The 22,856-nt window shown below is 66.2% G+C and carries 24 protein-coding genes; 21 read left to right on the top strand and 3 right to left on the bottom strand.

The window, feature by feature from the left end; all coding sequences use genetic code 11:
* The first annotated feature begins 1 nt into the window (after window position 1).
* From fliM to ACN9MB_RS17015, 19 genes are all read left to right on the top strand, one after another.
* Entirely contained in the window at window positions 2-1,018 is a 1,017-nt protein-coding gene (gene fliM / locus ACN9MB_RS17105) for a flagellar motor switch protein FliM (protein WP_204637715.1), read from the top strand.
* A complete protein-coding gene (gene fliN, locus ACN9MB_RS17100) occupies window positions 1,015-1,356 on the top strand; it encodes a flagellar motor switch protein FliN (protein ID WP_204637714.1) in 342 nt (113 codons plus the stop codon). Before fliM ends, fliN begins: the two co-directional genes overlap by 4 nt.
* A gap of 5 nt (window positions 1,357-1,361) precedes the next feature.
* Window positions 1,362-1,733, top strand: a complete 372-nt coding sequence (gene fliO, locus ACN9MB_RS17095; RefSeq protein ID WP_239536160.1) for a flagellar biosynthetic protein FliO — start codon at window positions 1,362-1,364, stop codon at window positions 1,731-1,733.
* A complete protein-coding gene (gene fliP, locus ACN9MB_RS17090) occupies window positions 1,733-2,524 on the top strand; it encodes a flagellar type III secretion system pore protein FliP (RefSeq protein WP_426269664.1) in 792 nt (263 codons plus the stop codon). Before fliO ends, fliP begins: the two co-directional genes overlap by 1 nt.
* Window positions 2,521-2,790: a flagellar biosynthesis protein FliQ gene (gene fliQ / locus ACN9MB_RS17085; RefSeq protein WP_204637713.1), complete on the top strand. Its 270-nt coding sequence runs from the start codon at window positions 2,521-2,523 to the stop codon at window positions 2,788-2,790. The genes fliP and fliQ overlap by 4 nt, the downstream gene beginning before the upstream one ends.
* Window positions 2,787-3,557, top strand: coding sequence for a flagellar biosynthetic protein FliR (gene fliR, locus ACN9MB_RS17080; protein WP_426269663.1), 771 nt, complete (start codon window positions 2,787-2,789; stop codon window positions 3,555-3,557). The genes fliQ and fliR overlap by 4 nt, the downstream gene beginning before the upstream one ends.
* A 10-nt stretch (window positions 3,558-3,567) precedes the next feature.
* The gene (gene flhB, locus ACN9MB_RS17075) at window positions 3,568-4,704 is read left to right on the top strand and encodes a flagellar biosynthesis protein FlhB (protein WP_204637711.1); all 1,137 of its coding nucleotides are present in this window, start codon (window positions 3,568-3,570) and stop codon (window positions 4,702-4,704) included.
* A gap of 10 nt (window positions 4,705-4,714) precedes the next feature.
* A complete protein-coding gene (gene flhA / locus ACN9MB_RS17070; RefSeq protein ID WP_204637710.1) occupies window positions 4,715-6,805 on the top strand; it encodes a flagellar biosynthesis protein FlhA in 2,091 nt (696 codons plus the stop codon).
* A gap of 221 nt (window positions 6,806-7,026) precedes the next feature.
* The gene (gene flhF / locus ACN9MB_RS17065) at window positions 7,027-8,442 is read left to right on the top strand and encodes a flagellar biosynthesis protein FlhF (RefSeq protein ID WP_426269662.1); all 1,416 of its coding nucleotides are present in this window, start codon (window positions 7,027-7,029) and stop codon (window positions 8,440-8,442) included.
* Between the two features lie 14 nt (window positions 8,443-8,456).
* The gene (locus ACN9MB_RS17060) at window positions 8,457-9,380 is read left to right on the top strand and encodes a P-loop NTPase (RefSeq protein WP_204637807.1); all 924 of its coding nucleotides are present in this window, start codon (window positions 8,457-8,459) and stop codon (window positions 9,378-9,380) included.
* Window position 9,381: 1 nt separating this feature from the next.
* Window positions 9,382-10,155 (top strand): RNA polymerase sigma factor FliA, encoded by a 774-nt coding sequence (locus tag ACN9MB_RS17055; RefSeq protein ID WP_426269661.1) that lies wholly within the window; start codon window positions 9,382-9,384, stop codon window positions 10,153-10,155.
* Between the two features lie 111 nt (window positions 10,156-10,266).
* Window positions 10,267-10,674 carry a chemotaxis response regulator CheY gene (gene cheY / locus ACN9MB_RS17050; protein ID WP_204637707.1) on the top strand — a complete coding sequence of 136 codons (408 nt, stop codon included), beginning with the start codon at window positions 10,267-10,269 and terminating at the stop codon, window positions 10,672-10,674.
* 265 nt (window positions 10,675-10,939) lie between these two features.
* Entirely contained in the window at window positions 10,940-11,578 is a 639-nt protein-coding gene (locus ACN9MB_RS17045) for a protein phosphatase CheZ (protein ID WP_204637706.1), read from the top strand.
* 15 nt (window positions 11,579-11,593) lie between these two features.
* Window positions 11,594-13,549: a chemotaxis protein CheA gene (locus ACN9MB_RS17040; RefSeq protein WP_426269660.1), complete on the top strand. Its 1,956-nt coding sequence runs from the start codon at window positions 11,594-11,596 to the stop codon at window positions 13,547-13,549.
* 1 nt (window position 13,550) lies between these two features.
* Complete coding sequence (locus ACN9MB_RS17035; RefSeq protein WP_204637704.1) at window positions 13,551-14,291, top strand: flagellar motor protein; 741 nt, start codon at window positions 13,551-13,553, stop codon at window positions 14,289-14,291.
* A 14-nt stretch (window positions 14,292-14,305) separates the two neighbouring features.
* Window positions 14,306-15,448 carry a flagellar motor protein MotD gene (gene motD, locus ACN9MB_RS17030; protein WP_426269659.1) on the top strand — a complete coding sequence of 381 codons (1,143 nt, stop codon included), beginning with the start codon at window positions 14,306-14,308 and terminating at the stop codon, window positions 15,446-15,448.
* A 49-nt stretch (window positions 15,449-15,497) separates the two neighbouring features.
* Window positions 15,498-15,959 carry a chemotaxis protein CheW gene (locus tag ACN9MB_RS17025; RefSeq protein ID WP_204637702.1) on the top strand — a complete coding sequence of 154 codons (462 nt, stop codon included), beginning with the start codon at window positions 15,498-15,500 and terminating at the stop codon, window positions 15,957-15,959.
* An 83-nt stretch (window positions 15,960-16,042) separates the two neighbouring features.
* Window positions 16,043-17,998 carry an AI-2E family transporter gene (locus ACN9MB_RS17020; protein WP_204637701.1) on the top strand — a complete coding sequence of 652 codons (1,956 nt, stop codon included), beginning with the start codon at window positions 16,043-16,045 and terminating at the stop codon, window positions 17,996-17,998.
* A 215-nt stretch (window positions 17,999-18,213) separates the two neighbouring features.
* On the top strand, window positions 18,214-19,158 hold the full coding sequence (locus tag ACN9MB_RS17015) for a SphA family protein (protein WP_426269658.1): 945 nt from the start codon (window positions 18,214-18,216) through the stop codon (window positions 19,156-19,158).
* Between the two features lie 9 nt (window positions 19,159-19,167).
* Here the strand turns inward: ACN9MB_RS17015 and ACN9MB_RS17010 are convergent, their stop codons facing one another.
* From ACN9MB_RS17010 to ACN9MB_RS17000, 3 genes are all read right to left on the bottom strand, one after another.
* On the bottom strand, window positions 19,168-20,376 hold the full coding sequence (locus tag ACN9MB_RS17010; protein WP_426269657.1) for a DUF2252 family protein: 1,209 nt from the start codon (window positions 20,374-20,376) through the stop codon (window positions 19,168-19,170).
* 105 nt (window positions 20,377-20,481) lie between these two features.
* Complete coding sequence (locus ACN9MB_RS17005) at window positions 20,482-20,757, bottom strand: EscU/YscU/HrcU family type III secretion system export apparatus switch protein (protein WP_204637698.1); 276 nt, start codon at window positions 20,755-20,757, stop codon at window positions 20,482-20,484.
* Window positions 20,754-21,896, bottom strand: coding sequence for a flagellar hook-length control protein FliK (locus tag ACN9MB_RS17000; protein WP_204637697.1), 1,143 nt, complete (start codon window positions 21,894-21,896; stop codon window positions 20,754-20,756). Before ACN9MB_RS17000 ends, ACN9MB_RS17005 begins: the two co-directional genes overlap by 4 nt.
* Before the next feature lie 192 nt (window positions 21,897-22,088).
* Between ACN9MB_RS17000 and ACN9MB_RS16995 the strand changes: the two genes are divergently transcribed.
* Together ACN9MB_RS16995 and ACN9MB_RS16990 are read left to right on the top strand one after the other, a co-directional pair.
* The gene (locus ACN9MB_RS16995) at window positions 22,089-22,403 is read left to right on the top strand and encodes an STAS domain-containing protein (protein WP_204637696.1); all 315 of its coding nucleotides are present in this window, start codon (window positions 22,089-22,091) and stop codon (window positions 22,401-22,403) included.
* A gap of 14 nt (window positions 22,404-22,417) precedes the next feature.
* Window positions 22,418-22,780 carry a response regulator gene (locus tag ACN9MB_RS16990; protein WP_204637695.1) on the top strand — a complete coding sequence of 121 codons (363 nt, stop codon included), beginning with the start codon at window positions 22,418-22,420 and terminating at the stop codon, window positions 22,778-22,780.
* Window positions 22,781-22,856: the final 76 nt, after the last annotated feature.

Raw genomic sequence — 22,856 nt, 5'->3', positions numbered from 1 at the left:
GATGAGCGACCTGCTTTCACAGGAAGAAATCGACGCCCTGCTCGACGGCGTGGAAGGCGGCGCGGTCGAAACGGGCAACGATGAACCGCTGCCGCCCGATGCGGTGATCTCCTATGACTTCACCCAGCAGGACCGCATCGTGCGCGGCCGCCTGCCGACCCTGGAAATGGTCAACGACCGCTTCGCGCGTTTCTTCCGCACCGCCGTGTTCGGCGTGCTGCGCAAGACCTGCGAGGTATCGGTGCTGGGTGTGAAAATGATCAAGTTCGCCGAGTACGTGCACGGGCTGGCGGTGCCGAGCAACCTCAACCTGGTGCGCATCAAGCCGTTGCGCGGCACCGCGCTGGTGGTGATGGAGCCGCGCCTGGTGTTCACCGTGATCGACAACTTCTTCGGTGGCGATGGTCGTTTCCACGCGCGCATCGAAGGCCGCGATTTCACGCCCACCGAGAACCGCGTCATCCAGATCATGCTGACCGAGCTGTTCGCCTCGATGGTGGAGGCGTGGGCGCCGGTGCTGCCGTTGAACTTCGAATACCTCAATTCCGAAATCAATCCGCAGTTCGCCAACATCGTGAGTCCCACCGAAACGGTGGTGGTGTCAAAGTTCCACATCGAACTCGATGGCGGTGGCGGCGAAGTGCACCTGACCTTGCCGTACGCGATGGTCGAGCCGATCCGCACCCTGCTCGATGCTGGCGTGCAGAGCGACCGCGTCGACCGTGATCACCGCTGGGCCGAAACGCTGCAGGACGAAGTGCTGGACGCCGAAGTGGAACTCAGCTCGCTGCTGCTGGAAACGCGCCTGAGCATCGGCGAATTCCTGCGCCTGCGTCCCGGCGACGTGATTCCGATCCAGTTGCCCGAATTCAGCACCGTGTTTGCCGAAGACGTGCCCGTGTTCCGCGGCCGCTACGGCCAGAACAACGGCCGCAACGCCGTCCGCTTCCATGCCCAGACAGGTCGCCGCGAAATCCGCCTGTCGACCGAAACCACCCTGGAGATTGACCTCGCATGACCCCGCCCAATGACACCGCCAGCGCCACCCAGCGCGTCGAGTTCGATCAGCTCGGCGCCCCGGTGGGCGACGGCTCCGAAGTCAATCTCGACATGATCCTCGATGTACCGGTCACGCTTGCCATGGAAGTGGGCCGTACGCGCATCAGCATCCGCAATCTGCTCCAGCTCAACCAGGGTTCCGTGGTGGAACTCGACCGTTCCGCCGGCGAACCGCTGGATGTGTTCGTCAACGGCACGCTGGTTGCGCACGGCGAAGTGGTGGTGATCAACGAGCGCTTCGGTATCCGCCTGACCGACGTGATCAGCCCGGCCGAACGCGTGCGCAAGCTGCGATGAGTTCGATGATGTTTGCACTTGCCCTTCCCGTCGCTGCTGCGCCCGAGATCAACGTGGGCGGCGAACTGGTGCGTGTGTTGCTGAGCCTGATCGCCATCGTGGCGCTGATCTTCGTCGCCGGCTGGCTCAGCCGCCGCTTGCAGGCGCGCACCACGCCCGGCGGCCGTCGCCTGCGCTGCGTGGAAACCATGGCGGTGGGCGCGCGCGATCGCCTGATGCTGGTCGATGCGGACGGCAAGCGCCTGTTGATCGGCATGGGGCAGGGCGGCATGCGCACGCTGCACGTCTACGAAGGGACAGCGCCCGCGCCCGAACCCGGTCCGTCATTGCCGGTCGCGCCGTTCGGCGATGTGCTGGCTCGCTGGAAGCGCAAGTGATGAAGTCGTTCCGTTGGATGCTGCTGATCCTGCTGCTGGTCTGCCCGATGCTGGGCTGGGCCGCGGCAGCCATGCCGGCGATGCCCGCCATGCCGCAGATGCCCGCCTCGCCGGCCGGCATTCCTGTGCTGACCGTGCAGAACGCACCGGGCGGCGCACAGAACTGGACGCTGTCGCTGCAACTGCTGGCGCTGATGACGGTGCTGACCGTGTTGCCGGCCGTGCTGCTGATGATGACGTCGTTCACGCGCATCATGATCGTGCTGAGTTTTCTGCGTCAGGCGCTGGGCACGTCGTCCACGCCGTCGAACCAGATCCTGCTGGGCCTGTCGCTGTTCCTCACGCTGTTCGTGATGTCGCCGGTGCTCAACCACGCCTATGCCGATGGCGTGAAGCCGTATATGGACGGCCAGATGAGCGCCGAGCAGGCAGTGCCCGCTGCCGCTGCGCCATTCAAGCGTTTCATGCTGGACCAGACGCGCGACGCGGATCTGCAGCTGTTCACGCGCCTGGCCAATGAACAGCCGTATGCGAGCAAGGACGACGTGCCGTTCCGCGTGGCGATGCCGGCCTTCGTCACCAGCGAGCTGAAGACCGCGTTCCAGATGGGCTTCCTGCTGTTCATTCCGTTTCTCATCATCGACCTGGTGGTCGCCAGCGTGTTGATGTCGATGGGCATGATGATGGTGTCGCCCACCATCATCTCGCTGCCGTTCAAGATCATGTTGTTCGTGCTGGTGGATGGCTGGACGTTGCTGCTCGGCACGCTGGCGGGGAGCTTCTACACATGACGCCTGAATCGGTCATCGAATTCGGCCAGCACGCGCTCTACGTCGCCATGATGGTGGCTGCGCCGCTGCTGCTCACCGCGCTGCTGGTGGGCCTGGTCATCGGCGTGGTGCAGGCGGCCACACAGATCAACGAAATGACCCTGAGCTTCATCCCGAAAGTGATCGCCATGGCGGTGGTGGCCCTGGTCGCCGGACCGTGGATGTTGCGCACGCTGGTGCAGTTCACGCGCCAGTTGATCGAGAGCCTGCCCGGTGCGGTGAAATGACCGTCGTGCAGCTCGCCCAGGTGCAGGGGCTGATCGGCTCGCTGCTGTGGGCGATGGCCCGCGTCGGCGGCTTGTGTCTGACCGCGCCGGTGTTCGGCGATGCGGTGGTGCCGCAGCGCGTTCGCCTCGGGCTGATGCTGATGCTCGCGTTCGTGCTGGCACCGTTGGCGCCGACCACCATCAACCTGATGTCGGCTGACGGCATCGCCACCATGGTGAGCCAGTTGTTGATGGGCGCCGCCATCGGCTTCGTGCTCAAGCTTGCGTTCGAGGCCGTGTCGCTGGGCGGCCAGTTGGTGGGGCAGAGCATGAGCCTGGGTTTTGCCGAAACGGTGGACCCGCGCGGCGGCGGCAGTTCGCCGGTGCTCAGCCAGTTCTATCTGCTGATGGTGACCCTGCTGTTCCTGGCCATGAACGGCCATCTGCAATTGATTTCGTTGCTGGCCGACAGCTTCCGCAACTTGCCGCCCGGTCAACCGGTGATCGGCCTCAATGGCCTGTACGCCGTGGTGGGCTTCGCCACGCATCTGTTCGGCGGCGCCGTGCGCGTGGCCTTGCCGGCGATGACCTCGCTGCTGATGGTGAACATCGGCTTCGCCGCGATCAGCCGCGCGGCACCGTCGATGAATCTGTTCGCGGTGGGGTTTCCGATCACGGTGACCCTGGGGTTCGTCGCGCTGTGGCTGTCGCTGCGCAGCGTGCCGGGCGCATTCGAATCGTTGCAGAACAGCGCATGGACGCTGATGCGCGAACTGGCCGGCGGTTGAGGAGCGCACGATGGCCGAGAACGACGACCAGGAACGCACAGAACAACCTTCCGAAAAACGCCTGCGCGAATCGCGCGAGAAAGGCGACGTTCCCCGTTCGCGCGACCTGTCGGGCGCGGTGGTGGTGCTGGCCGGCGTATCCGCGCTGATGAGCGGCGGCCAGGCGGCGATGATGCATGTGCGCCACATCTACGGCTTTGGCCTGAGCTATGGCCGCGACGCATTGTTTTCCGATCAGCTGCCCAGTCGCGTGCTCTCGCTGGCCATGCACGAGGCGATGTCGCTGTTCGCCCCGGTCGCGCTGGCCACGATGCTGGCTGCGCTGGCAGGGCCGTTGCTGCTGGGCGGGCTCAATTTCAGCGCCGAGGCGCTGCAGCCGAAGTTCGAACGGCTCGATCCCATCGCGGGCCTCGGTCGCATCTTCGCCATGCGCGGCCTGGTGGAACTGGGCAAGTCGCTGCTCAAGCTGCTGCTGATCGGCGCCGTGCTGGTGATGGTGCTGAAGAACTGGCAGGACGACCTGATGGCCACCGGCCACGGCGAAGTGGGTGCCGGCACCTTCAAGGCGATGAGCCTGCTTGGCCACGGTGCGCTGTTGTTCGGCTCGATTCTCGCCCTGATCGGTGGCGCCGATGCGCTGTACCAGAAGTTCGACCACACCAAGCGCCTGCGCATGACGCGGCAGGAGCTGAAGGACGAATCGAAGGAAAGCGACGGCAACCCGGAACTCAAGGGACGCATTCGCCAGCTGCAGTTCCAGATGGCGCGCAAGCGCATGATGCAGGAGCTGCCCAAGGCGGACGTGCTGATCACCAACCCGTCGCACTTCGCCGTGGCCTTGCGCTACGACGAAGGCCGCATGGGCGCGCCGCGCGTGATCGCCAAGGGTATGGACGAACTGGCGCTGCAGATACGCATGGTCGCTTCCAGTCATCGCATTCCCACCGTGGAGGCGCCGCCGCTGGCGCGTGCGCTCTACGCCACCACCCAGATCGATCGCGAGATCCCCTCGGCGCTGTACGTCGCCGTGGCGCAGGTGCTCGCGTATGTGTTCCAGCTCAAGCAGGCGGTGTCGCGCGGCGATGCGCCGCCGAAGGCACCGCAACCCGACGTCGATCCGGACCTGATGGGTCCCTACCAGTTCTGATGGAACAGTGATGGCCAACGCTACCGCCCTAGGCAATCTGAAGACGCTCGGCCGCCGCGGCCTCGGCGCGCCGGTGATCATGCTCGCCGCGCTGGCGATGATGATGTTGCCGCTGCCGCCGTTCCTGCTGGACATGTTGTTCAGCTTCAACATCGCGCTGTCGCTGGTGATCCTGCTGGCGGTGATCTACGTGATGCGGCCGCTGGAATTCGCCGCGTTTCCGACCGTGGTGCTGATGGCCACGCTGCTGCGCCTGGCCTTGAACATTGCTTCCACCCGCGTGGTGTTGCTGCACGGCCATGACGGCCCCGGCGCCGCCGGCAAGGTGATCGAAGCGTTCGGCGAATTCGTCATCGGCGGCAATTTCGCGGTGGGCCTGGTGGTGTTCGCCATCCTTACCATCATCAATTTCGTGGTGGTGACCAAGGGCGCCACGCGCGTGTCCGAAGTGACCGCGCGCTTCACCCTCGATGCCATGCCCGGCAAGCAGATGGCGATCGACGCCGATCTCAACGCCGGCCTGCTCAACCAGGAACAGGCGCGCGACCGCCGCCAGGAAGTGCGCGAGGAAGCGGACTTCTACGGCTCGATGGACGGTGCCTCCAAGTTCGTGCGCGGCGATGCCACCGCCGGCATCTTGATCCTGATCATCAACATCGTCGGTGGCTTCTTCGTCGGCATCTTCCAGCACGGGCTTTCCGCCGGCGAAGCCGCCAAGACCTATACGCTGCTCACCATCGGCGACGGCCTGGTGGCGCAGGTGCCCTCGCTGATGCTGTCGATTGCCACCGCCGTGATCGTGACGCGCGTGTCCAAGTCCACCGACATGGGCAAGCAGCTGGTCGGCCAGCTGTTCGGCCAGCCGCGCGCGCTCGCCGTGGCCGGCGTGGTGCTGGGCGTGATGGGGTTGATCCCGGGCATGCCGAACATCGCGTTCCTGCTGCTGGGCGGCACCTGTGGCGGCGCGGCGTGGCTGATGATCAAGCGCGACCGCGAAGCGGTCGAGCGGGTGGCCAAAGCGGCTGCCGAGGTACCGCCGCCGGCCGCGCCGGCCGAACGTCTCGAACTGGGTTGGGAAGACGTCGCCAGCGTCGATCCGCTGGGCCTGGAAGTCGGCTACCGGCTGATTCCGCTGGTGGATACGCATCAGGGCGGCGAATTGATGGGCCGGATCAAGTCGGTGCGCCGCAAGCTCTCGCAGGAGCTGGGCTTCCTGGTGCCGCCGGTGCACATCCGCGACAACCTGGATCTGGGCCCCAACACCTATCGCATCAGCCTGATGGGCGTGCCGATGGGCGAATCGGAAGTGCACAACGATCGCCTGCTGGCGATCAATCCCGGCCGCGTGCAGGAAGGCCTGCAGGGCATCGCCACGCGCGATCCGGCATTCGGGTTGGAAGCGCTGTGGATCGAACCGGGCCAGCGCGAAATGGCGCAGAGTCTTGGCTACACCGTGGTCGATCCGGCCACCGTGGTCGCCACGCATCTGTCGCACATCCTGCAGAGCCATGCGCACGAACTGCTCGGCCACCAGGACGTGCAGCAGCTGCTCGATCGCCTCGCCCAGACCACGCCCAAGCTGGTGGAAGACCTGGTGCCCAAGCGCCTGTCGCTGGGCGTGGTGGTCAAGGTCATGCAGAACCTGCTGGCCGAGCGGGTGCCGATCCGCAACATGCGTTCCATCGTCGAATCCTTGGCGGAGCACGCCAACCAGAGTCAGGATCCCGGCGCCCTCAGTGCCGCCGTGCGCGTGGCGCTGGGTCGCCAGATCGTGCAGGAGATCTCCGGCCTCGGTACCGAGATCCCCGTCATCACGCTGGCGCCGGAACTGGAGCAGATCCTGCTCGGATCGCTGGCAAATGGCGGCGTAGCGGGCGCCGCGGTGGAACCGGGCCTTGCCGACCGCCTGCAACAAGGCGTCGCCGACGCCGCGCGCAAGCAGGAAATGAGCGGCGAACCGGCCGTCTTGCTGGTCGCGCCGCAGCTCCGTCCGTGGCTCGCGCGCTTCACTCGCCATGTGGCACAGAACCTGCACGTACTCGCTTACAACGAGGTGCCGGACAACCGCCGAGTGCGTTTGGTGCAGGCATTGGGTCGCTGAGAGGCGGTAAAGGGTAAGTGGTGAATGATGAATAGGGAGAGCCGGGCGCGAGAGGTTTTGACGATGCGCGCTGTTGCTTGCTCACCATTTCTAATGGAACGAATGAGTCGGGAAAGATCAGACATGCGCCACGCACAAACCATTCAACGGAACCCTGCATCAGCGTGGGCTGTTCCTATTCACCATTCACCATTCACCATTCACGCGAGCGGAGCGAGCAAGTGAAGATCAAGCGTTTCGTGGCCCCGGATATGCGTCAGGCCATGCGCGAAGTGCGCGAGGACCAGGGGCCGGATGCGGTGATCCTGTCCACGCGCCGGATGGACGACGGCATCGAGATCATCGCCGCGGTCGATTTCGACGAAGCGCTGGTACGCGAAGCCGCGCGCCACGGTGCCCCGCTGGAAGTGGAAAACCGCGCACCGGCTGCCGCCTCCGCGCCGAACGCTGCCGCGCGTCGCAGCGAGGCCGCGCCGCCGCCGCTGCCGCCGACGAACCGTCGCGATGACGACGGCGTCTCCGTGTCGCTCTCGCGTCGTGCCACGTCGCCGCGCGTGGAGCCGGTGATCGAGGCGCCCGCCGCGCGCATGCCGCAGGCGCAGGCCGCCACGCTGGCCAAGGCGCTGGAAGAAATGACGGCGCCGCTGGAAACCGCGCCGAACGGTGCCTCCGCCGAAGCTGCGTCCCTCCATCCATTGCTCGAACGCGCCATGCAGGACACCGCGCGCGTGCGTGCCGAACTGGGCAGCCTGCGCGACCTGTTGGAAACGCAGCTGTCGAGCCTGATCTGGAACGACCTGGAACGCCGTCAGCCGATGCGTGCCCGCGTACTGCGCGAAATGACCCGGCTCGGTATCGAACCGGATGTCGCGCGCCAGCTGGTCGGCGAGCTGCCGGTGGAAATCAACGCCGAACAGGCCCGTTATCTGCCGCTGGGCGTGCTCAGCCGGAGCCTGTCGATCAGCCCGCGCGATCACTCGGAGCGTCGTGGCGTCACCGCACTGGTCGGTCCCACCGGCGTGGGCAAGACCACCACCATCGCCAAGCTGGCGGCCCGTGCCGTGATGCGCAACGGCGCATCGCAGGTCGCGCTGGTCAGCACCGATCACTACCGCATCGGCGCCGCGGCGCAGCTGGAACACTACGGTCGCCTGCTCGGCGTTCGCGTCTATCCGGCGTACGACGCCGACAGCCTGCGCCATGTACTCGAATTGCTGCGTGGCCACCACACCGTGCTGGTCGACACCGCTGGCCTGGCCGGCGGCGATCCGCGACTGGCCGAACAACTGGAAGTGCTGGGCAACGGCGGCGATCTGCGCGCCTGCCTGGTGATGGCGGCAAACGCGCATGCGTCGTCGCTCGATGAGGCGGTGCGCGCTTACCTGCCGGTGAAGCCGCACGCCTGCATTCTTACCAAACTCGACGAGGCCCCCAGCCTCGGCGGCGCGCTATCGGTGCTGATCCGTCACCGACTCGCGCTCGACTATGTCACCGATGGACAGCGCGTGCCCGAAGACATCGCCACAGCCGATGCGCGGGTGCTGGTATGCCGCGCCGCGCAGGTGCTCAAGGGCAGCGCGCCGGCCGACGACGTGGTGATGGCGGATCGCTTTGGACTAGCGGTGGCAAGCGCATGAGTGGCGTCTTCGCAATGAATCAGGCGATGGGATTGGAAAGCATGCTGCGTGCGCTGACCGAACGACATACCCGGCAGGCGCCGGTGCAGGACCAGGCCTATGGCTTGAGCGGCACCGCGCCGCGCAAACGTTGCCGTGCCATTGCGGTGGCTGGCGGCAAAGGCGGCGTGGGCAAGACCACCGTCTCCGTGAACCTCGGCATGGCGCTGGCCATCGAGGGCCATCAGGTGATCCTGCTCGATGCGGACATGAGCCTGGCCAACATCGACGTGCTGCTCGGCCTCACGCCCACCCGCCACATCGGCCACCTGCTCGACGGCGTCTGCTCGATCGAAGACTTGTTGATGACCGCGCCGCACGGCCTCAAGGTGGTGCCGGCCGGTTCGGGCACACGCCGCCTCTCGCAGCTGGGCGCCGGCGAGCACGCGGCGGTGATCCGCGCGTTCGACGATCTGGTGGCGCCGCCGGATTACCTGGTGGTGGATACCGCCGCAGGACTTTCCGACAACGTGGCGATGTTCGCCGCGGCTGCGGACGACGTGGTGGTGGTGGTCTGCGACGAGCCCGCCTCGCTCACCGATGCCTACGCCCTGCTCAAGGTGCTCAGCCGCGACTTCGGCGTGCGCCGCTTCCGCATGGTGGCGAACATGGTGCGCAACGTGGGCGAAGCCAGGCAGCTGCATCAGAAACTCGCACGAGTTTGCGATCGCTTCCTCGATGTGGCGTTGGAATTCATGGGCCATGTCCCGCATGACGAACGGCTCAAGCAGGCCATCCGCCGCCAGAGCGCGGTGGTGGATCTGTGGCCGTCGAGCCGGTCGGGATTGGCATTCAAGCAATTGGCGGGTGCGGTCGATACATGGGGTGAACCCGAGCGACTGGGCCTGGATCGCATCGCCTTTTTCAGCAGGCAGGCCGCAGTAGCAACGGGGTGGTGACATGAGTGTGGCTTCCGAATATCTGCAGCTGACGCGGCAGAGTGCCGACGAACTGGTTCGCCAGCACGCTCCCCTGGTGCGACGTATCGCCTATCACCTGATGGGCCGATTGCCGCCCAGCGTGGACGTGAGCGACCTGATTCAGGCCGGCATGATCGGTTTGCTGGAGGCCTCGCGCAATTTCACCACCGGCAAGAATGCGAGCTTCGAGACGTTTGCGGGTATCCGCATCCGTGGCGCGATGCTCGACGAATTGCGGCGCACCGACTGGACCCCACGGTCGGTGCATCGAAAAGTGCGCGAAATGGCGGAGGTCGTTCGTCAGATTGAAATAGAAACCGGTTCCGATGCCGATGACGCCGAAGTGATGCGGCGACTGGGCATGGGTGCCGAGGAATATCACCAGGTGCTGGCCGACGCGGCGAGTGCTCGCCTGCTCAGCCTCTCCGCACCGGATGACGCGGACGGCGGCGCAGCGTTCGACGTGGCCGACGGCGACAGCCTGAGCCCGGCGGACAGCGTCGAGCACGAAGGCATGCGCGAAGCCCTGGTGGAAGCCATCGGCGGCCTGCCCGAACGCGAGCAGCTGGTGATGTCCCTGTACTACGAGGAAGAACTGAACCTCAAGGAGATTGGTGCGGTGCTCGGCGTGACGGAATCGCGCGTGTGCCAGATCCACGGCCAGGCCATCGTGCGCTTGCGAGCGCGGATGTCGGGTTGGCACGAGGGGCAGGAGAAGGAAGGCAAGCAACGTAAGGGATCGAGGGGCAGGTAGTGGGGCGCGAGTCCAATGGCCCACGTGTGCTGTGGAGTGTGATCGTCGCGCGCCCATGACCCATCGCCCATCCCCTGGGTTTCCAAGTAACACGCGCAGCGGAGAAAGCGTTTGGACAAGAATATGAAGATCCTCGTGGTGGACGACTTCTCCACCATGCGGCGTATCGTGCGCAACCTGCTGGTCGAGCTGGGTTTCAGCAACGGCCTGATCCAGGAAGCCGACGATGGCGAGAACGCGCTGACCATGTTGCGCAACAACGCCTTCGACATGGTCGTGACCGACTGGAACATGCCCAACATGACGGGCATCGACCTGCTGCGCGCGATCCGCGCCGAGCCCGCGCTGAAAGGCCTGCCGGTGCTCATGGTCACCGCCGAGAACAACCGCGACCAGATCATCGCCGCCGCCCAGGCCGGCGTGAACGGCTACATCGTCAAGCCGTTCACCGCCGTCACCCTGCAGGAAAAGCTGAGCAAGATCTTCGAACGCCTTGCTGCAGCGGGAGCCGGCGCATGAACGCACAAGTTCGGAGCCTGCATTCATACGCCAAGTACCTCGCGTTGCGCTTGAGCGGCTGTCAGGTGGTAGCGCGTGGCGCTGCGCCTGCCTGGCTGGCAGGTCAAGCCGCGCGCTGCCGCCTGGCGGCCGCTCAAGCGCAACCCTTCGGGCCGGGTCTGTTTGCCCGCAAGGCTGCGTCATCACTCAGTCGTGTATCGACATACACTTCTTCGTTCTTCCTTGCCCTGCGGGCAAACAGCTCCCGGCGCGAGGTACTTGGCGTATGAATGCAGGCTCCCTGATGGCCGGCGAGTCGATGCCGAAGGAACTCCACGACCTGCTGAACAGCGCCGATGGCGCCGCCTTCGAGCAGGCCCTCGATGTGCTGGTCCGCGAGCGCGAACAGCGTGTGTTCCGCGCGCTGGGCCTGCTTGCCCGCGACCTGCACGATGCCGTGCGCCGCCTCGGCGGCGACCTGGCGCAGGAAGGCGTGCCGGGCAGCGTCGCCGATGCGCGCCAGCACCTGGAAGATGTGCTCGAGATGAGCTCGCAGGCGGCCCATCGCTCGCTCGATTTCGTCGAGCGCATGCGTCCGCAGGCCGAAGCGCTCGCCGAAAACGCCGACGCGGTGATCGACGGCACCGCCGAAGGCGATGTCGCGCACGTGCTGGCGAAGCAGTCGCAGGCGTTCGCCAACGCATGCCGCGACGGCCTCGCCGATTTCGTGGTCGCCCAGTCGTGGCAGGACCTCTCGGGCCAGCGCATCAAGAAAGTGGTGAACTTCATCGGCAGCGTGGAGAACTCGCTGCTGGAACTGGTGAGCCTCACCGGCGCGCTGGCCTCGGGCGAAGCCGCCACCGGTCCGGTCAAGGTCACCAGTCAGGACGAAGCGGATCGCCTGCTCAGCGAATTCGGTTTCTAAAGGACGGACCGCCGCATGGATCCCACGTTGGACAGCGAGCTGCGCAATGATTTCCTGGTGGAAGCCGGGGAACTGGTGCAGCGCCTGGGCGATCAGCTGATCGGGCTGGAGGCCTCGCCGCGCGATGCCGAACTGTTGAACGCGGTGTTCCGCGCGTTCCACACGGTCAAGGGCGGCGCGGGCTTCCTCGCCATCGAGCCGATGGTGCAGCTGTGCCATCACGCCGAGGACTTGCTCAACGTGGCGCGCAACGGGCAGTTGCTGCTCGATGCCAGCCGCATGGATGCGCTGCTGGAAGCGCTGGACCTACTCAACGACATGATGGCGGCACTGGCCAGCGGCAGCGCGATGGCGATGCCGCCCGCCGGCCTGCTGCAACGCCTGACGCCGGGCAAGGCCGCCGCGCCTGCACCCGCACCGGCGCCCAAGCCGGTGGCGCCGCCGCCGAGCGACGGCACGATCGACGATTCCGAATTCGAAGCCCTGCTCGACAGCCTCTATGGCAGCAGCGGCGCACCGGGTGCGCCCTTAGCGGCGGCCGACTCGGGCAGCATTTCCGACGACGAATTCGAAGCCCTGCTGGACAACCTGCATGGCAAGGGCGGCCAGCTTGGCGCCACGACGACCGCGCCCGTCGTATCGTCGACGGCAGGCACGATCTTCGACGACGAGTTCGAATCGCTGCTCGACAATCTTCACGGCAAGGGCGGCCAGCCAGGCGCGAACGCGCCGGCCCCCGCACCTGTCGCTGCATCTGCATCCGTCGCCGCGCCGGCCAAACAAGCGGCGCCCGCACCGGAAAACACCGTGCGCGTGGACACCGCCCGCCTCGACGCGCTGGTGCATCGCGCCGGTGAACTGGTGCTGGTACGCAATCGCCTGCTGAGCCTCGCGGCGAAGACGGGCGATGAAACGCTCGAGCTGGCCGCCACCGAACTCGATCGCGTGGCCGACGCGCTGCAGAACGCCGTGCTGGGCATGCGCATGCAGCCGGTGGGCCGTCTGTTCCAGCGCTTCCCGCGCATCGTGCGCGATCTCTCGCGCCAGCTCGGCAAGGAAGTGGAACTGGTGCAGGAAGGCGAGGGCACCGATCTCGACCGCAGCCTGGTCGAGGCACTCGCCGATCCGATGGTGCACCTGATTCGCAACGCGCTCGACCACGGCCTGGAAATGCCGGACGAACGCGAACGCGCCGGCAAGCCGCGCAAGGGCAAGGTCACGCTGGGCGCAAGCCAGCGCGGCGAGCGCATCGTGATCACCGTGTCCGACGACGGGCGCGGCATGAACCCTGAAGTCCTGCGCCGCAAGGCGGTGGAGAAGGGTTTGATGGACGAGGCGCAGGCATCGCGCCTCACCGAAAACGAATGCTACGAGATCATCTTCCGCCCCGGCTTCAGCACCGCCGCCACCGTCTCCGACATCTCCGGTCGCGGCGTGGGCATGGACGTGGTGAAGACGCGCGTGGTGGAACTGGGCGGCACCTTGTCGGTGCGCTCGCAGCTGGGCAAGGGCAGCACGCTGGAGCTGGCGGTGCCGCTGACGATGGCGATCCAGCGCGTGCTGATGGTGCGCGTGGGCGCGCGTCTGCTCGCGCTGCCGCTGAGCAATGTGGATGAAGTATTCGAACTGGCACCGGGACAGCAGCAACAGCTAGACGGTCGCGTGGTGGCATCGCATCGCGGCCGTGCACTGGTGCTGGCCGATCTCGGCGGCTGGGTCGGCGTGGATGGGCTGGCGGGTCGCCACGTGGTGGTGCTGCACATCGGCCACATGCGGCTGGGTTGCCTGGTGCACGAAGTGCTCGGGCGCGAAGACGTGATGGTGAAACCGCTCGGTCCCTTGTTCCAGGGCGTGCCTGCGGTGGCGGGCGCCACCGTCACCGGCGACGGCCGCCTGGCGTTGGTGATGGATCTGGCCGGCCTGTCCGACCACGACGGCCAACTTCTTTCCTCCATCAGGATGAGCGGCTGACATGGATCTGGTAAGTCTCATCGGCACGATCCTGGCCTTCGTGGTCGTGATCGTCGGCACCATCCTCAAGGGTTCCAGCGTGGAAGCGCTGTGGAATCCGGCTGCGTTCGTGATCGTGTTCATGGGCACCATCGCCGCGCTGCTGGTGCAGAACTCCGGCAAGGTACTCAAGCACGCGATGGCGCTGTTCCCGCTGGTGTACAAGCCGCCGCAGCACCAACCCTCCGACCTGATCAGCCGCATCGTGGGCTGGAGCGAAATTTCGCGCCGCCAGGGCCTGCTGGGTCTGGAACCGCAGATCGATTCGGAAAGCGACACCTTCGTGCGCAAGGGCCTGCAGCTGCTGGTGGACGGCAGCGAGCCCGAAGCGATCCGCGGCGTGCTGGAAGTGGAAGTGGGGGCGCGCGAACACCACGATCTGGCCGGCGCGAAAGTGTTCGAGCAGGCCGGCATTTTCTCGCCGACCATGGGCATCATCGGTGCCGTGATGGGCCTGATGGCGGTGATGCAGAACCTCGCCGACCCCAGCAAGCTCGGCCACGGCATCGCCGCGGCGTTCGTCGCCACCATCTACGGCGTGGCGCTGGCCAACCTGTGGATGCTGCCGATGTCGGCCCGGCTGAAGGCGCTGATCCACAAGCAGACGCAGATGCGCGAAATCCTGATCGAAGGACTGGTCGCCATTGCCGAGGGCGCCAATCCGCGCCAGATCGAATCGAAGCTCCAGGGCTACCTGGGGTAACGGAGCGCAGCGTTGTGGCCAGGAAGAAAAAACACCACGAGGATCACGTCAACCACGAAGCATGGGCGATCCCCTATGCCGACCTGATGACGCTGCTGCTCGCCTTCTTCGTGGTGATGTACGCGGTGTCGGTGGTGAACGAAGGCAAGTACCGCGTGATGTCCAATTCGATCATCGAGGCATTCAACGGCTCCAGCCATGTGATTGCGCCGATGCCGCAGACGCGCGCGCAGCCGCACAACGTCGATCCCGCGATCGCCTCGCCGGCGAGCCAGCCGGGCGCGGCGACCATTCCGGTGAGCGTGCCCATTCCCGGGCGTCCGCAGATGGTGCGCGCGGTGGACTCGCGCGCCGCTGCGCCGGCGAGCGAGAAGCGCAACCTGGACATGATCCGCGACCAGGTGGTGCGCGCGCTGCAGCCCTTGATCGACAAGCAGATGGTGATCGTGCGCAAGACCACCTCCTGGCTGGAAGTGGAGCTGCGCACCGACATCCTGTTCCCCAGTGGCGTGGCGAAACTCTCGCCGGAAGCCAACGAAGTGCTCAACAGCATGGCCTCGATCCTCAAGCCGTTCCCGAATACGGTGCGCATCGAGGGCTACACCGACGATCGTCCGATCAACACCGCGCTGTATCCCTCCAACTGGGAGCTGTCTGCCGCCCGTGCGGCCAGCGTGGCGCGCCTGTTCACCGAGCAGGGCGTGGACCCCACGCGGCTGGGCATCATGGGCTGGGGCGAATACCACCCCAATGCCGACAATGCGACGGAGGACGGACGCAACCGCAACCGCCGCGTACTGATCGTGGTGCTCAGCGAAGAGGGCGAGCCCCAGCGCATCGAGAACGTGGCGCCGGGCACCGGCCAGCTCACCGCGGGCACCCAGGGAGCGCCGGCACCTGCCACTAGCGTTGCGCCCGCAGCCCCCGTGGTTGCCAACAAGCCCGCGACAGCCCTGCCCACCATGGAAGTGGTGGCATCCCGGCAGGCCGACGACGTGCCGGTGAACAAGGTCATCCTCGCCAGGCCGCAGCGCGCGGAGCCGCAGGAGGGCGAATCCGGGCCGGAAGTGACGCCGCGCGCCAGCCTGCCCAACGTCGCCGCGGGCGCCATCACCGTGGGATCGGCCCATGTAGCCGCTCCGGAGCATGGCCCGTGATTTGCAAGACCGTCGTACCAGGCAAAGTCAACGCAGGGGAGTCGCTGCCATGAAACACGTGAAAAACACCGAGCACTGGCTGTCGTTCCGCATCGGCGGGCAGTCCTACGCCGCGCCGCTGACGCAGGTGAGCGAAGTGCTTCGCGATGGCGAGTTGACCCCCGTGCCGGGCTCGGCGCCCGAGGTATTGGGCATCCGCCATCTGCGCGGCCGCATCGTGCCCGTGCTCGACGGCCGCCGTCGGCTGGGGCTGTCCGACGAAAAACGCATGGACCCCTTCCAGGTACGCCAGGTGATGCTCTCGCACGGCCCGCATCTGGTCGGCATCCGGGTGGACGCCATCGGCGACCTGCTGGAAGCCAGCGCCGCCGACATCGCACCGCCGCTGCCCGGCGGCACGGATCGAGACGACGATCCCGTGCACGGTGTATTGCCCTCGCAGGGCGGCTTCGTGGCCTTGCTCGATGTGCGCCGCCTTTGCCGCCTGCCGTTGGAGCACGAAGCGGCCTGACGTACTCGATACGCTGAGCACGGCTATCCTTGCGGCACGCCGGGACACCGATCCCGGCGAACCGCAGTGGAAAGGAGAAGCCCATGTCGTCGCCAGTGCCCGTGCCAACCGCCGCGACGGCGAGTCAGCGTGCCGTGGTCATCATCGCGCTGGCCTGCGTGCTGGCGCTGTTGTATTTCGGGCGCGAAGTGCTGGTGCCGATCATCCTGGCGCTGTTCCTCAGCCTGCTGATGGCGCCCTGGGTGCGCATCTACCGGCGCATCGGATTCGGCCACACGGCATCGGTGCTGATCGCGGTGGTCGCGCTGGTGGTCATCGTGACCGGCGTGACCGCCATCATGGGCACGCAGGTAGTGCACGTGGCGCGCAGTCTGCCGCAGTACGAGGTGACCATCCGCAGCAAGGTGAAGTCGCTGCGCGAGGAAACGCTCGGCCGGCTTGACGTGGTGCGCGGCGAACTGGGCAAGGTGATCGACGATTCAGGCCAGGGCAGCGCGCCCGCGGCTAGTGGAAGCACGGCGCCGTCGTTCCTGGCGCCGCCTTATCTCACCAACACCGCTCCGTCGGCGAAGCCTTCGCCACAGGCGACCAAGCCGCCGTCCGAGCCGGTGGGGCTGCTCACTCGCGTGTTGACCACGGCATGGGTGCCGGTGGAAACGGCAGGCATCGTGCTGGTGGTGTTGATCTTCGTGCTGCTGGAACACGAATCCTTGCGCGATCGCTTCATCCGCCTGGCCGGCGGCGCGGATCTGCGTGCCACCACGGCCGCGATCAACGACGCGGGCGAACGTTTGTCGCGATTCTTCATCTCGACGTTTTCGGTGAACCTCGGCGTGGGCGTGGCGATCTGGCTCGGCCTGACGCTGATCGGCGTGCCCAGCGCGCTGCTGTGGGGATTGCTGACGGCGGCGCTGCGCTTCGTGCCCTATATCGGCGTATGGCTGGTGGCGGCGCTGGTGGCGCTGTTCGCCGCGGCGGTGGCGCCGGGCTGGTCGGTGTTGTTGATGACCTTGCTGCTCTACCTGGCGGTCGAGATCATCGTGTCGCAGCTGATCGAGCCGTTCCTCTACGGCCATACCACCGGTCTTACTCCGTTGGCCGTGGTGGTCGCGGCGATTTTCTGGAGCGGCCTGTGGGGTCCGGTGGGCCTGCTAATGTCGACGCCGCTGACGCTGTGCCTGGTGGTGGCGGGGCGTCACGTGCAGGCGTTGGACCTGCTCAACATCCTGCTCGGCGACACGCCGGCGCTCACCTTGCCGCAACGCGTGTACCAGCGTGCCCTGTCCGGCGACGCAGGCGAGATCATCAGCGAGGCGCGCGACTTCCTCAAGCGCAAGAGTTTCGCCGCCTACTGCGATGCCGTGCTGCTGCCGGCGTTGCAACTGGCGCGCATCGACTTGGCCAACGGGGCGATCAGCGGATCGCAGCAGCTGTCCGTGAAGCAGGCCATCGTCACGGTGGTCGAGTCGCTCGACAGCCAGGAAAGCCGCTGGACGCGCTGGCGTCGCCGCACCTCGGTGCTGGAAAGCATGACCATCGGGCAGAGCCTGCGCCAGCATCGCGAAGATGCCATGGGCCGGTTCCAGGGGCCGCTGGCCGTGCCGCCCGGATCGTTGGTGCTGTGCATGGGCCTGGGTTCGATGGCGGACGATCTGTCCACCGAGTTGCTGACGCGCATCCTGCGCGACCTGCATATCGACGCGCGGCATATCTCCATCCCGGATTTCCAGGCCTTCGACGCGCAGGCGCATCCGGAGCTGACGCCCAACGCGGTGTCGATGGTCTACATCGTCAGCACCAGCCCGATCAAGGAGCGCGACACCTTCGACGATACCGTGTCGCTGGTGCACGCCCGCATCGCGCACGCCTGCATCGTGGGCGTGATGTTCCCCGAGCCGCTGGCGGCGGCCGAGGTGGCGCCACCGCCGAACACCGACGTCAACGAATTCGTGACCTCGCTGGAGCAGGCGGCGCAGCAGGCGATCGCACGTTTTCCGGATGGCGGCGCCAAACCCGCGCAGCACAACGCCGCGATCTGAAGCGGCACGCCGTCGGCGCATGGAGCGCAGCGCGCCAGGCCATTTCCTGATGCGCCGGCTACGCCGTTTATTCCGTAGTTCTACCTAGAACCCATAGGTGGATTTTCGCTTGTTTGACGCCCCTGATCCGTAGAGGCTGAGGCGGTGCGCGGGAATTCGTTTGCCACACGGAAGGCGCATGCCGTTGCGTATCTGCCCAGGGGTCCGGAGCTGCCATGAAACGAGTTGCGCTGTATTCCGCCCTGCTGGCTGCCCTGCTTGCGTCGCCGCTGCATGCCACGGAAACCGGTGTGGGACGCTCCATCACCGGCCTGCAGGCGAGTTCGTACTCGGGATTGATCCCGCCGACGCCCGGCCTCACCTGGCAGTACGGCTACGCCTATTACGACGGCTCGATCAGCGCCTCCAAACAGGTGCCGATTGCGGGTGGCGGCGCGGCGCTTGGACTCAAGGCGGAGTTCCAGCTGGCCACCTTCACCGGCCTGTACATCTGGAAGACGCAACCCTCGTCGTGGAATTTCGCTTCGATGATGACGCTGCCGTTCGCCTACGTCGACGCCAACGTGAACGCGCGGCTGGGCAGTTTCAATACCAGTCGCTCGTCCCACGTGCTGGCCCCGTACGACTTGTTCTTTGCACCGGTCATCGCCAGTCATCATTTCAGTCAGACGCAGCACATCTCGTTCTCGCTGTACCTCTACGCACCGACGGGCGACTACAAGGATGGCCGCCTGGCCAATGCGAGCCTCAACACCTGGACCTTCTCGCCTACCGTGGGCTACACCGCGTTGTTCGACCAAGGCTCGCTGGAATGGAGTGCTACCACGGCCGTGGACTTCTACACCAAGGACAAGGCGACCGATTACCAGAACGGTGCGGTCTATCGCTTGGATACCTTGCTGGTGAAGCGCTTTCCTTCGGGTTGGGGCCTTGGCGCAGTCGGTGGCTGGATCTATCAGCTGGAAGACGACACCGGTCCGATCGCCGATCAACTCAATGGCTTCAAGGGCCATTCCCTGGGCGTCGGCCCGATGGTCAACTACCTCAAGAAGTGGCAAGGCGGCCAGGCCGAATTCTCGTTCCGCTGGCTGCACGAGTTCGACGTCACCAATCGCCTGAAGGGCAATCCGGCGATGCTGTCGGCCACCATCACGCTTTGATCGAATGCTTCACGCCTTGCCGCCCACGTAGCGCCGGCAGTGGTCGAGATAATCGCGCTCGTGCATCGACAGCAACCCGGTCACCGCCGTCCACAACCACGACGGCGCATCGAGCGTGCGCGAATGATTGCGCCGCAATTCACGGCACCACGATTGGCGCGTGGCGGCGTCCATCTGGCGAGCGTGCGCATGCCCGACCACATGGGCGAGAAAGGCGGCAACGTGGCGCGCCTGCTTGCGCCGCAATCGTGCGATGTCGATCTTCAGGTCCTGCGGCATCAGCTCGCGAACGAACACGGGCTTGTCCAGCAGCTGGGTGGGACGCATGCGGTTGCCCAACGCAGGCGACAGGTGTTGCGCGGCTAGCACCGCGCGCTGCGCCGGGTCGCGCGGCATGCGGGCGCGGCTTGCGTGCGGTGCGATGGACGCGGCCGCCTGCTTGATGTCGATCAGGCAAAGGTCGTCGCCTTCCACCGCTTCGCCATCCACGTCCAGCAGTGCGGCGTAGCGCAGCTTGCCCAGCGAACTGCAGCCTTTGCGCCAGTACGCGGCATCCAGCACGTTCACCTCGCCCTTGGGATCGCGGCGCCGCAACTGCTTGGCCAGCGCATCCAGTTCGGGCTGGCGGAAGATCGCCTGGATGGCCTTGCGCTCCTTCGCGAGGATGGGCCAGAACTGCTTGCCCAGCGGCAGCTCGAGCCCATCACCGTTCGTGCGTTCGTCAGCGAGCGATTTCCAGCTGCGCCGTGCGGCTTGCCGCATCACCAGTTTGATGGTGCCGGGCATGCGCGGTTCCGGATCGTCGGTTTCCGGAAACGCGGATTCGTAGCCGTCGAGCATCGCCTCCATCATGTTGGCGGTGGTGATGCCGGGCAGGTCCGAGCCGCGCGCCGCCATGGCGAGCGAAAGCGCCAACCGCACCAGGTCGTGCGCGGGATTGCCGATCACGCTCTGATCGAAATCGCGAATCTGGATGTGCAGCTTGCCCTGGTCGTCCGCGACCGGGCCGATGTTGCCGATGTGGCAGTCGCCGCAGATCCAGATCGCCGGACCGGCGGGAAGAGGCGGTGCCGCCGACGAGTCCAGCCATTCGTAGAACTGCGCCGTGTTGCCACGCACGTAGGCGTGGGCGGAACGCGCCATCTTGGTGTTGCGGCGTTCGATCAGTGCGCGTTGTCGTTTTGCAGGTGGAACGGCGGAGTTTCCGGAACGGGCCATGAGCGATCCTGTGTGTGCAGGATCACTGTTGCGGACAAAACATGAAGGGTGTGTCGTGTTTCCACGCACATCGCGTGCGCACGCACGCTTCGCAAGAACGTGCGCTCAGTGCTGCGCGTCGGCCGCGTCGTAGATGCAGGCCATCACTGCAGCGGCGGCTGCGTACAGCGTGGCGGGCACTTCCTGGCGCAGGCGCAGCGAGGCGAGCAGTGCGGCCATCTGCGGATCCTGGTGCAACGGAATGCCCAGCGCGCGAGCGCGGGCCAGCAGTGTTTCCAGCGATTCGGGCGGCAGGCTGACCGGCGTCGCGGCAGCATGGTTCGAGCCGCCTGAGAGACGCAGGGTGACGCGGCGGCGCGCGGGAGGAAGTGCGTTGCTCATGCCGTGGTCCTCAGCAGGATCGCACTGTGCGCGTGGCTCGATTGCGGCAGACCCTGCTGGCACGACAGCTGATCGAGGATCAGACCCGCCGCCGACAGCGTCTGCCGCAACGGGCCGAACTGTTGCTCCAGGCGATGCACGGTATCGGCGCGTTCCGCCCACAGGCGCACGGCCAGGCGCAGATCGCGCAGTTGCAGTTCGCCCTGGATCGGTCCCAGCGCGGGCAGGTCGATGGCGAAGCCGAACGTCCACGACGAACCGGTGTCGCTCTCGGTGTTCTGCTGCAACTGCACCTGCAGGATGTCGCGGCCGTCCTCGCCTTGCAGCGGAATCTCGATCATCCACGCGGAAGCGGTAGTCGCTTCCAACTGCGCCACTTCCACCCGGGCCAACGCAGCGCGCACTTCGCCATGCAACTGGCTGAGCAGGGCGTCGACATCGTCGTCGAGCAGCGACAGCGGCAGCATGGCGCGCGGTTGCGCCTGCAGGCCACGCTGTTGCAGCGGCGGAGGCGTCTCGCTGGACGCACTGGTGGAGCGACGCGCGGGCAGGTAGTCGTCGAGCAGGCTGGCCAGGCGCAGCAAGGCAGCCTTCCAGTCTTCCTGGCTCACGCCGGCCATATCGAGATTGGGTTCGGCCAGTTGCGCCTCCAGGAACAGGCCGCTGCGCTTGATCGCTTCTTCCAGTCCCTCGCCGCGGGTGATCTCGGCCGGCGTGCGCACCACGTGTTCCAGCAATGCCAGCGCGGGCCGCAGATACGCCGGCAATTGGCGCAGCGCCGGGCGCTGGGCGAGCGCATCGAGCGTGGCAAGCAACGGCGCGTAGCCGTTCTGTTGCGGCAGGCGCTCGCGCATGGCCAACTGCACGGTCGGCTCGGGCATGTGCGGCATGATCACTTCCAACTGCGGCTGCGCGCCCAGCGTCAGCACGCGCACCTGGAATTGCGAAGGCAGCTGCTGGCCGCTCGGCGCCTCGGTTTCCACCGCCAGCGCGCCAATCTGCAGCACCATCATGCCGTCCTGATTGATCCCCAGCGGTCGCGCCGAAAGCACGGTGCCGATACGCCAACTCTCGGCGGCACTGCCGGAGGCAGCGCCGGCCCAGGCGAGGGCTGCGAGACTGGTGGGTTGGATGATCAATCGTAGCTCCTTGCGAACGAAGCGGCATGCGCGCCCGTCCGTGCCCTAGGCATCGGCGGCCTTCGGAAAAACTTGAGAGGCCATTTTGCGCGGATCGGCGGCGCTCGATCGGGACAAAGATCGCTAAAGCGAACAACGGCATGGCCGATAAACCACCCGTAGACGCCCTAAGGGCAGGCACAGGATCACACCATGGGCAAGACGACGGGTGAGGCAAAGGCTGCGGCGCGCGTGATCGCGCTGCCCGCCGATTTCCGCCTCGGCAGCGTGGCGCAGGTAAAGGCCGAACTGATCGAAGCGTTCGATGCCGCCGCCGCCCAGTTGGACGGCGCCGGCGTGGAGCGCGTGGATACCGCCGCGCTGCAGCTGCTGGTGGCGTTCCGCCGCGAGGCGACGGCGCGTGGCCAGTCGCCCGCGTGGCTGGGTGTGAGCGAAGTGATGCGTGACGCGGCCGGCGTGCTCGGCCTCGCACAGGCTTTGGAACTGCCGGCACCGATGCCGGCCTGAAACTGAGGTGGAAGATGGCGAAGATTCTTGCAGTTGACGATTCGGCTTCGATGCGCGGCATGGTGGCCTTCACCCTGCGCAACGCCGGCCACGATGTGAGCGAGGCGGAAAACGGCCAGCTGGCGCTCGACGCGGCCAAGGGCAGCAGCTTCGACCTGGTGCTGGCGGACGTGAACATGCCGGTGATGGACGGCCTCAGCATGGTGCGCGAGCTGCGCACGCTGCCGGCATACAAGGGCGTGCCGATCCTGATGCTGACCACCGAGTCGCACACCGACAAGAAGATGGAAGGCAAGGCCGCCGGCGCCACCGGTTGGCTGGTCAAGCCGTTCGATCCCGAACAGCTGCTGGCCACCGTCAAGCGCGTGCTGGGTTGAAGACAACTGCGTCGTGCCGGCAACGCCGGCATGACGGCGGTGAACGTGCGTCCGTAATCTCTTAGAGAAGTGTCCC

It is taken from the genome of Dyella kyungheensis, assembly GCF_049913195.1.
Classification (GTDB): Bacteria; Pseudomonadota; Gammaproteobacteria; order Xanthomonadales; family Rhodanobacteraceae; genus Dyella; species Dyella kyungheensis.
Note: the sequence above shows the minus strand (reverse complement) of the source record. Positions and strands in the feature narration are given on the sequence as shown.

Coding starts and splice junctions, on each gene's coding strand:
- fliM (WP_204637715.1), top strand. CDS start 2: ATGAGCGACCTGCTTTCACAGGAAGAAATCGACGCCCTGCTCGACGGC.
- fliN (WP_204637714.1), top strand. CDS start 1,015: ATGACCCCGCCCAATGACACCGCCAGCGCCACCCAGCGCGTCGAGTTC.
- fliO (WP_239536160.1), top strand. CDS start 1,362: ATGATGTTTGCACTTGCCCTTCCCGTCGCTGCTGCGCCCGAGATCAAC.
- fliP (WP_426269664.1), top strand. CDS start 1,733: ATGAAGTCGTTCCGTTGGATGCTGCTGATCCTGCTGCTGGTCTGCCCG.
- fliQ (WP_204637713.1), top strand. CDS start 2,521: ATGACGCCTGAATCGGTCATCGAATTCGGCCAGCACGCGCTCTACGTC.
- fliR (WP_426269663.1), top strand. CDS start 2,787: ATGACCGTCGTGCAGCTCGCCCAGGTGCAGGGGCTGATCGGCTCGCTG.
- flhB (WP_204637711.1), top strand. CDS start 3,568: ATGGCCGAGAACGACGACCAGGAACGCACAGAACAACCTTCCGAAAAA.
- flhA (WP_204637710.1), top strand. CDS start 4,715: ATGGCCAACGCTACCGCCCTAGGCAATCTGAAGACGCTCGGCCGCCGC.
- ACN9MB_RS17060 (WP_204637807.1), top strand. CDS start 8,457: ATGAATCAGGCGATGGGATTGGAAAGCATGCTGCGTGCGCTGACCGAA.
- ACN9MB_RS17055 (WP_426269661.1), top strand. CDS start 9,382: ATGAGTGTGGCTTCCGAATATCTGCAGCTGACGCGGCAGAGTGCCGAC.
- ACN9MB_RS17045 (WP_204637706.1), top strand. CDS start 10,940: ATGAATGCAGGCTCCCTGATGGCCGGCGAGTCGATGCCGAAGGAACTC.
- ACN9MB_RS17040 (WP_426269660.1), top strand. CDS start 11,594: ATGGATCCCACGTTGGACAGCGAGCTGCGCAATGATTTCCTGGTGGAA.
- ACN9MB_RS17035 (WP_204637704.1), top strand. CDS start 13,551: ATGGATCTGGTAAGTCTCATCGGCACGATCCTGGCCTTCGTGGTCGTG.
- ACN9MB_RS17025 (WP_204637702.1), top strand. CDS start 15,498: ATGAAACACGTGAAAAACACCGAGCACTGGCTGTCGTTCCGCATCGGC.
- ACN9MB_RS17020 (WP_204637701.1), top strand. CDS start 16,043: ATGTCGTCGCCAGTGCCCGTGCCAACCGCCGCGACGGCGAGTCAGCGT.
- ACN9MB_RS17015 (WP_426269658.1), top strand. CDS start 18,214: ATGAAACGAGTTGCGCTGTATTCCGCCCTGCTGGCTGCCCTGCTTGCG.
- ACN9MB_RS17010 (WP_426269657.1), bottom strand. CDS start 20,376: ATGGCCCGTTCCGGAAACTCCGCCGTTCCACCTGCAAAACGACAACGC.
- ACN9MB_RS17005 (WP_204637698.1), bottom strand. CDS start 20,757: ATGAGCAACGCACTTCCTCCCGCGCGCCGCCGCGTCACCCTGCGTCTC.
- ACN9MB_RS16995 (WP_204637696.1), top strand. CDS start 22,089: ATGGGCAAGACGACGGGTGAGGCAAAGGCTGCGGCGCGCGTGATCGCG.
- ACN9MB_RS16990 (WP_204637695.1), top strand. CDS start 22,418: ATGGCGAAGATTCTTGCAGTTGACGATTCGGCTTCGATGCGCGGCATG.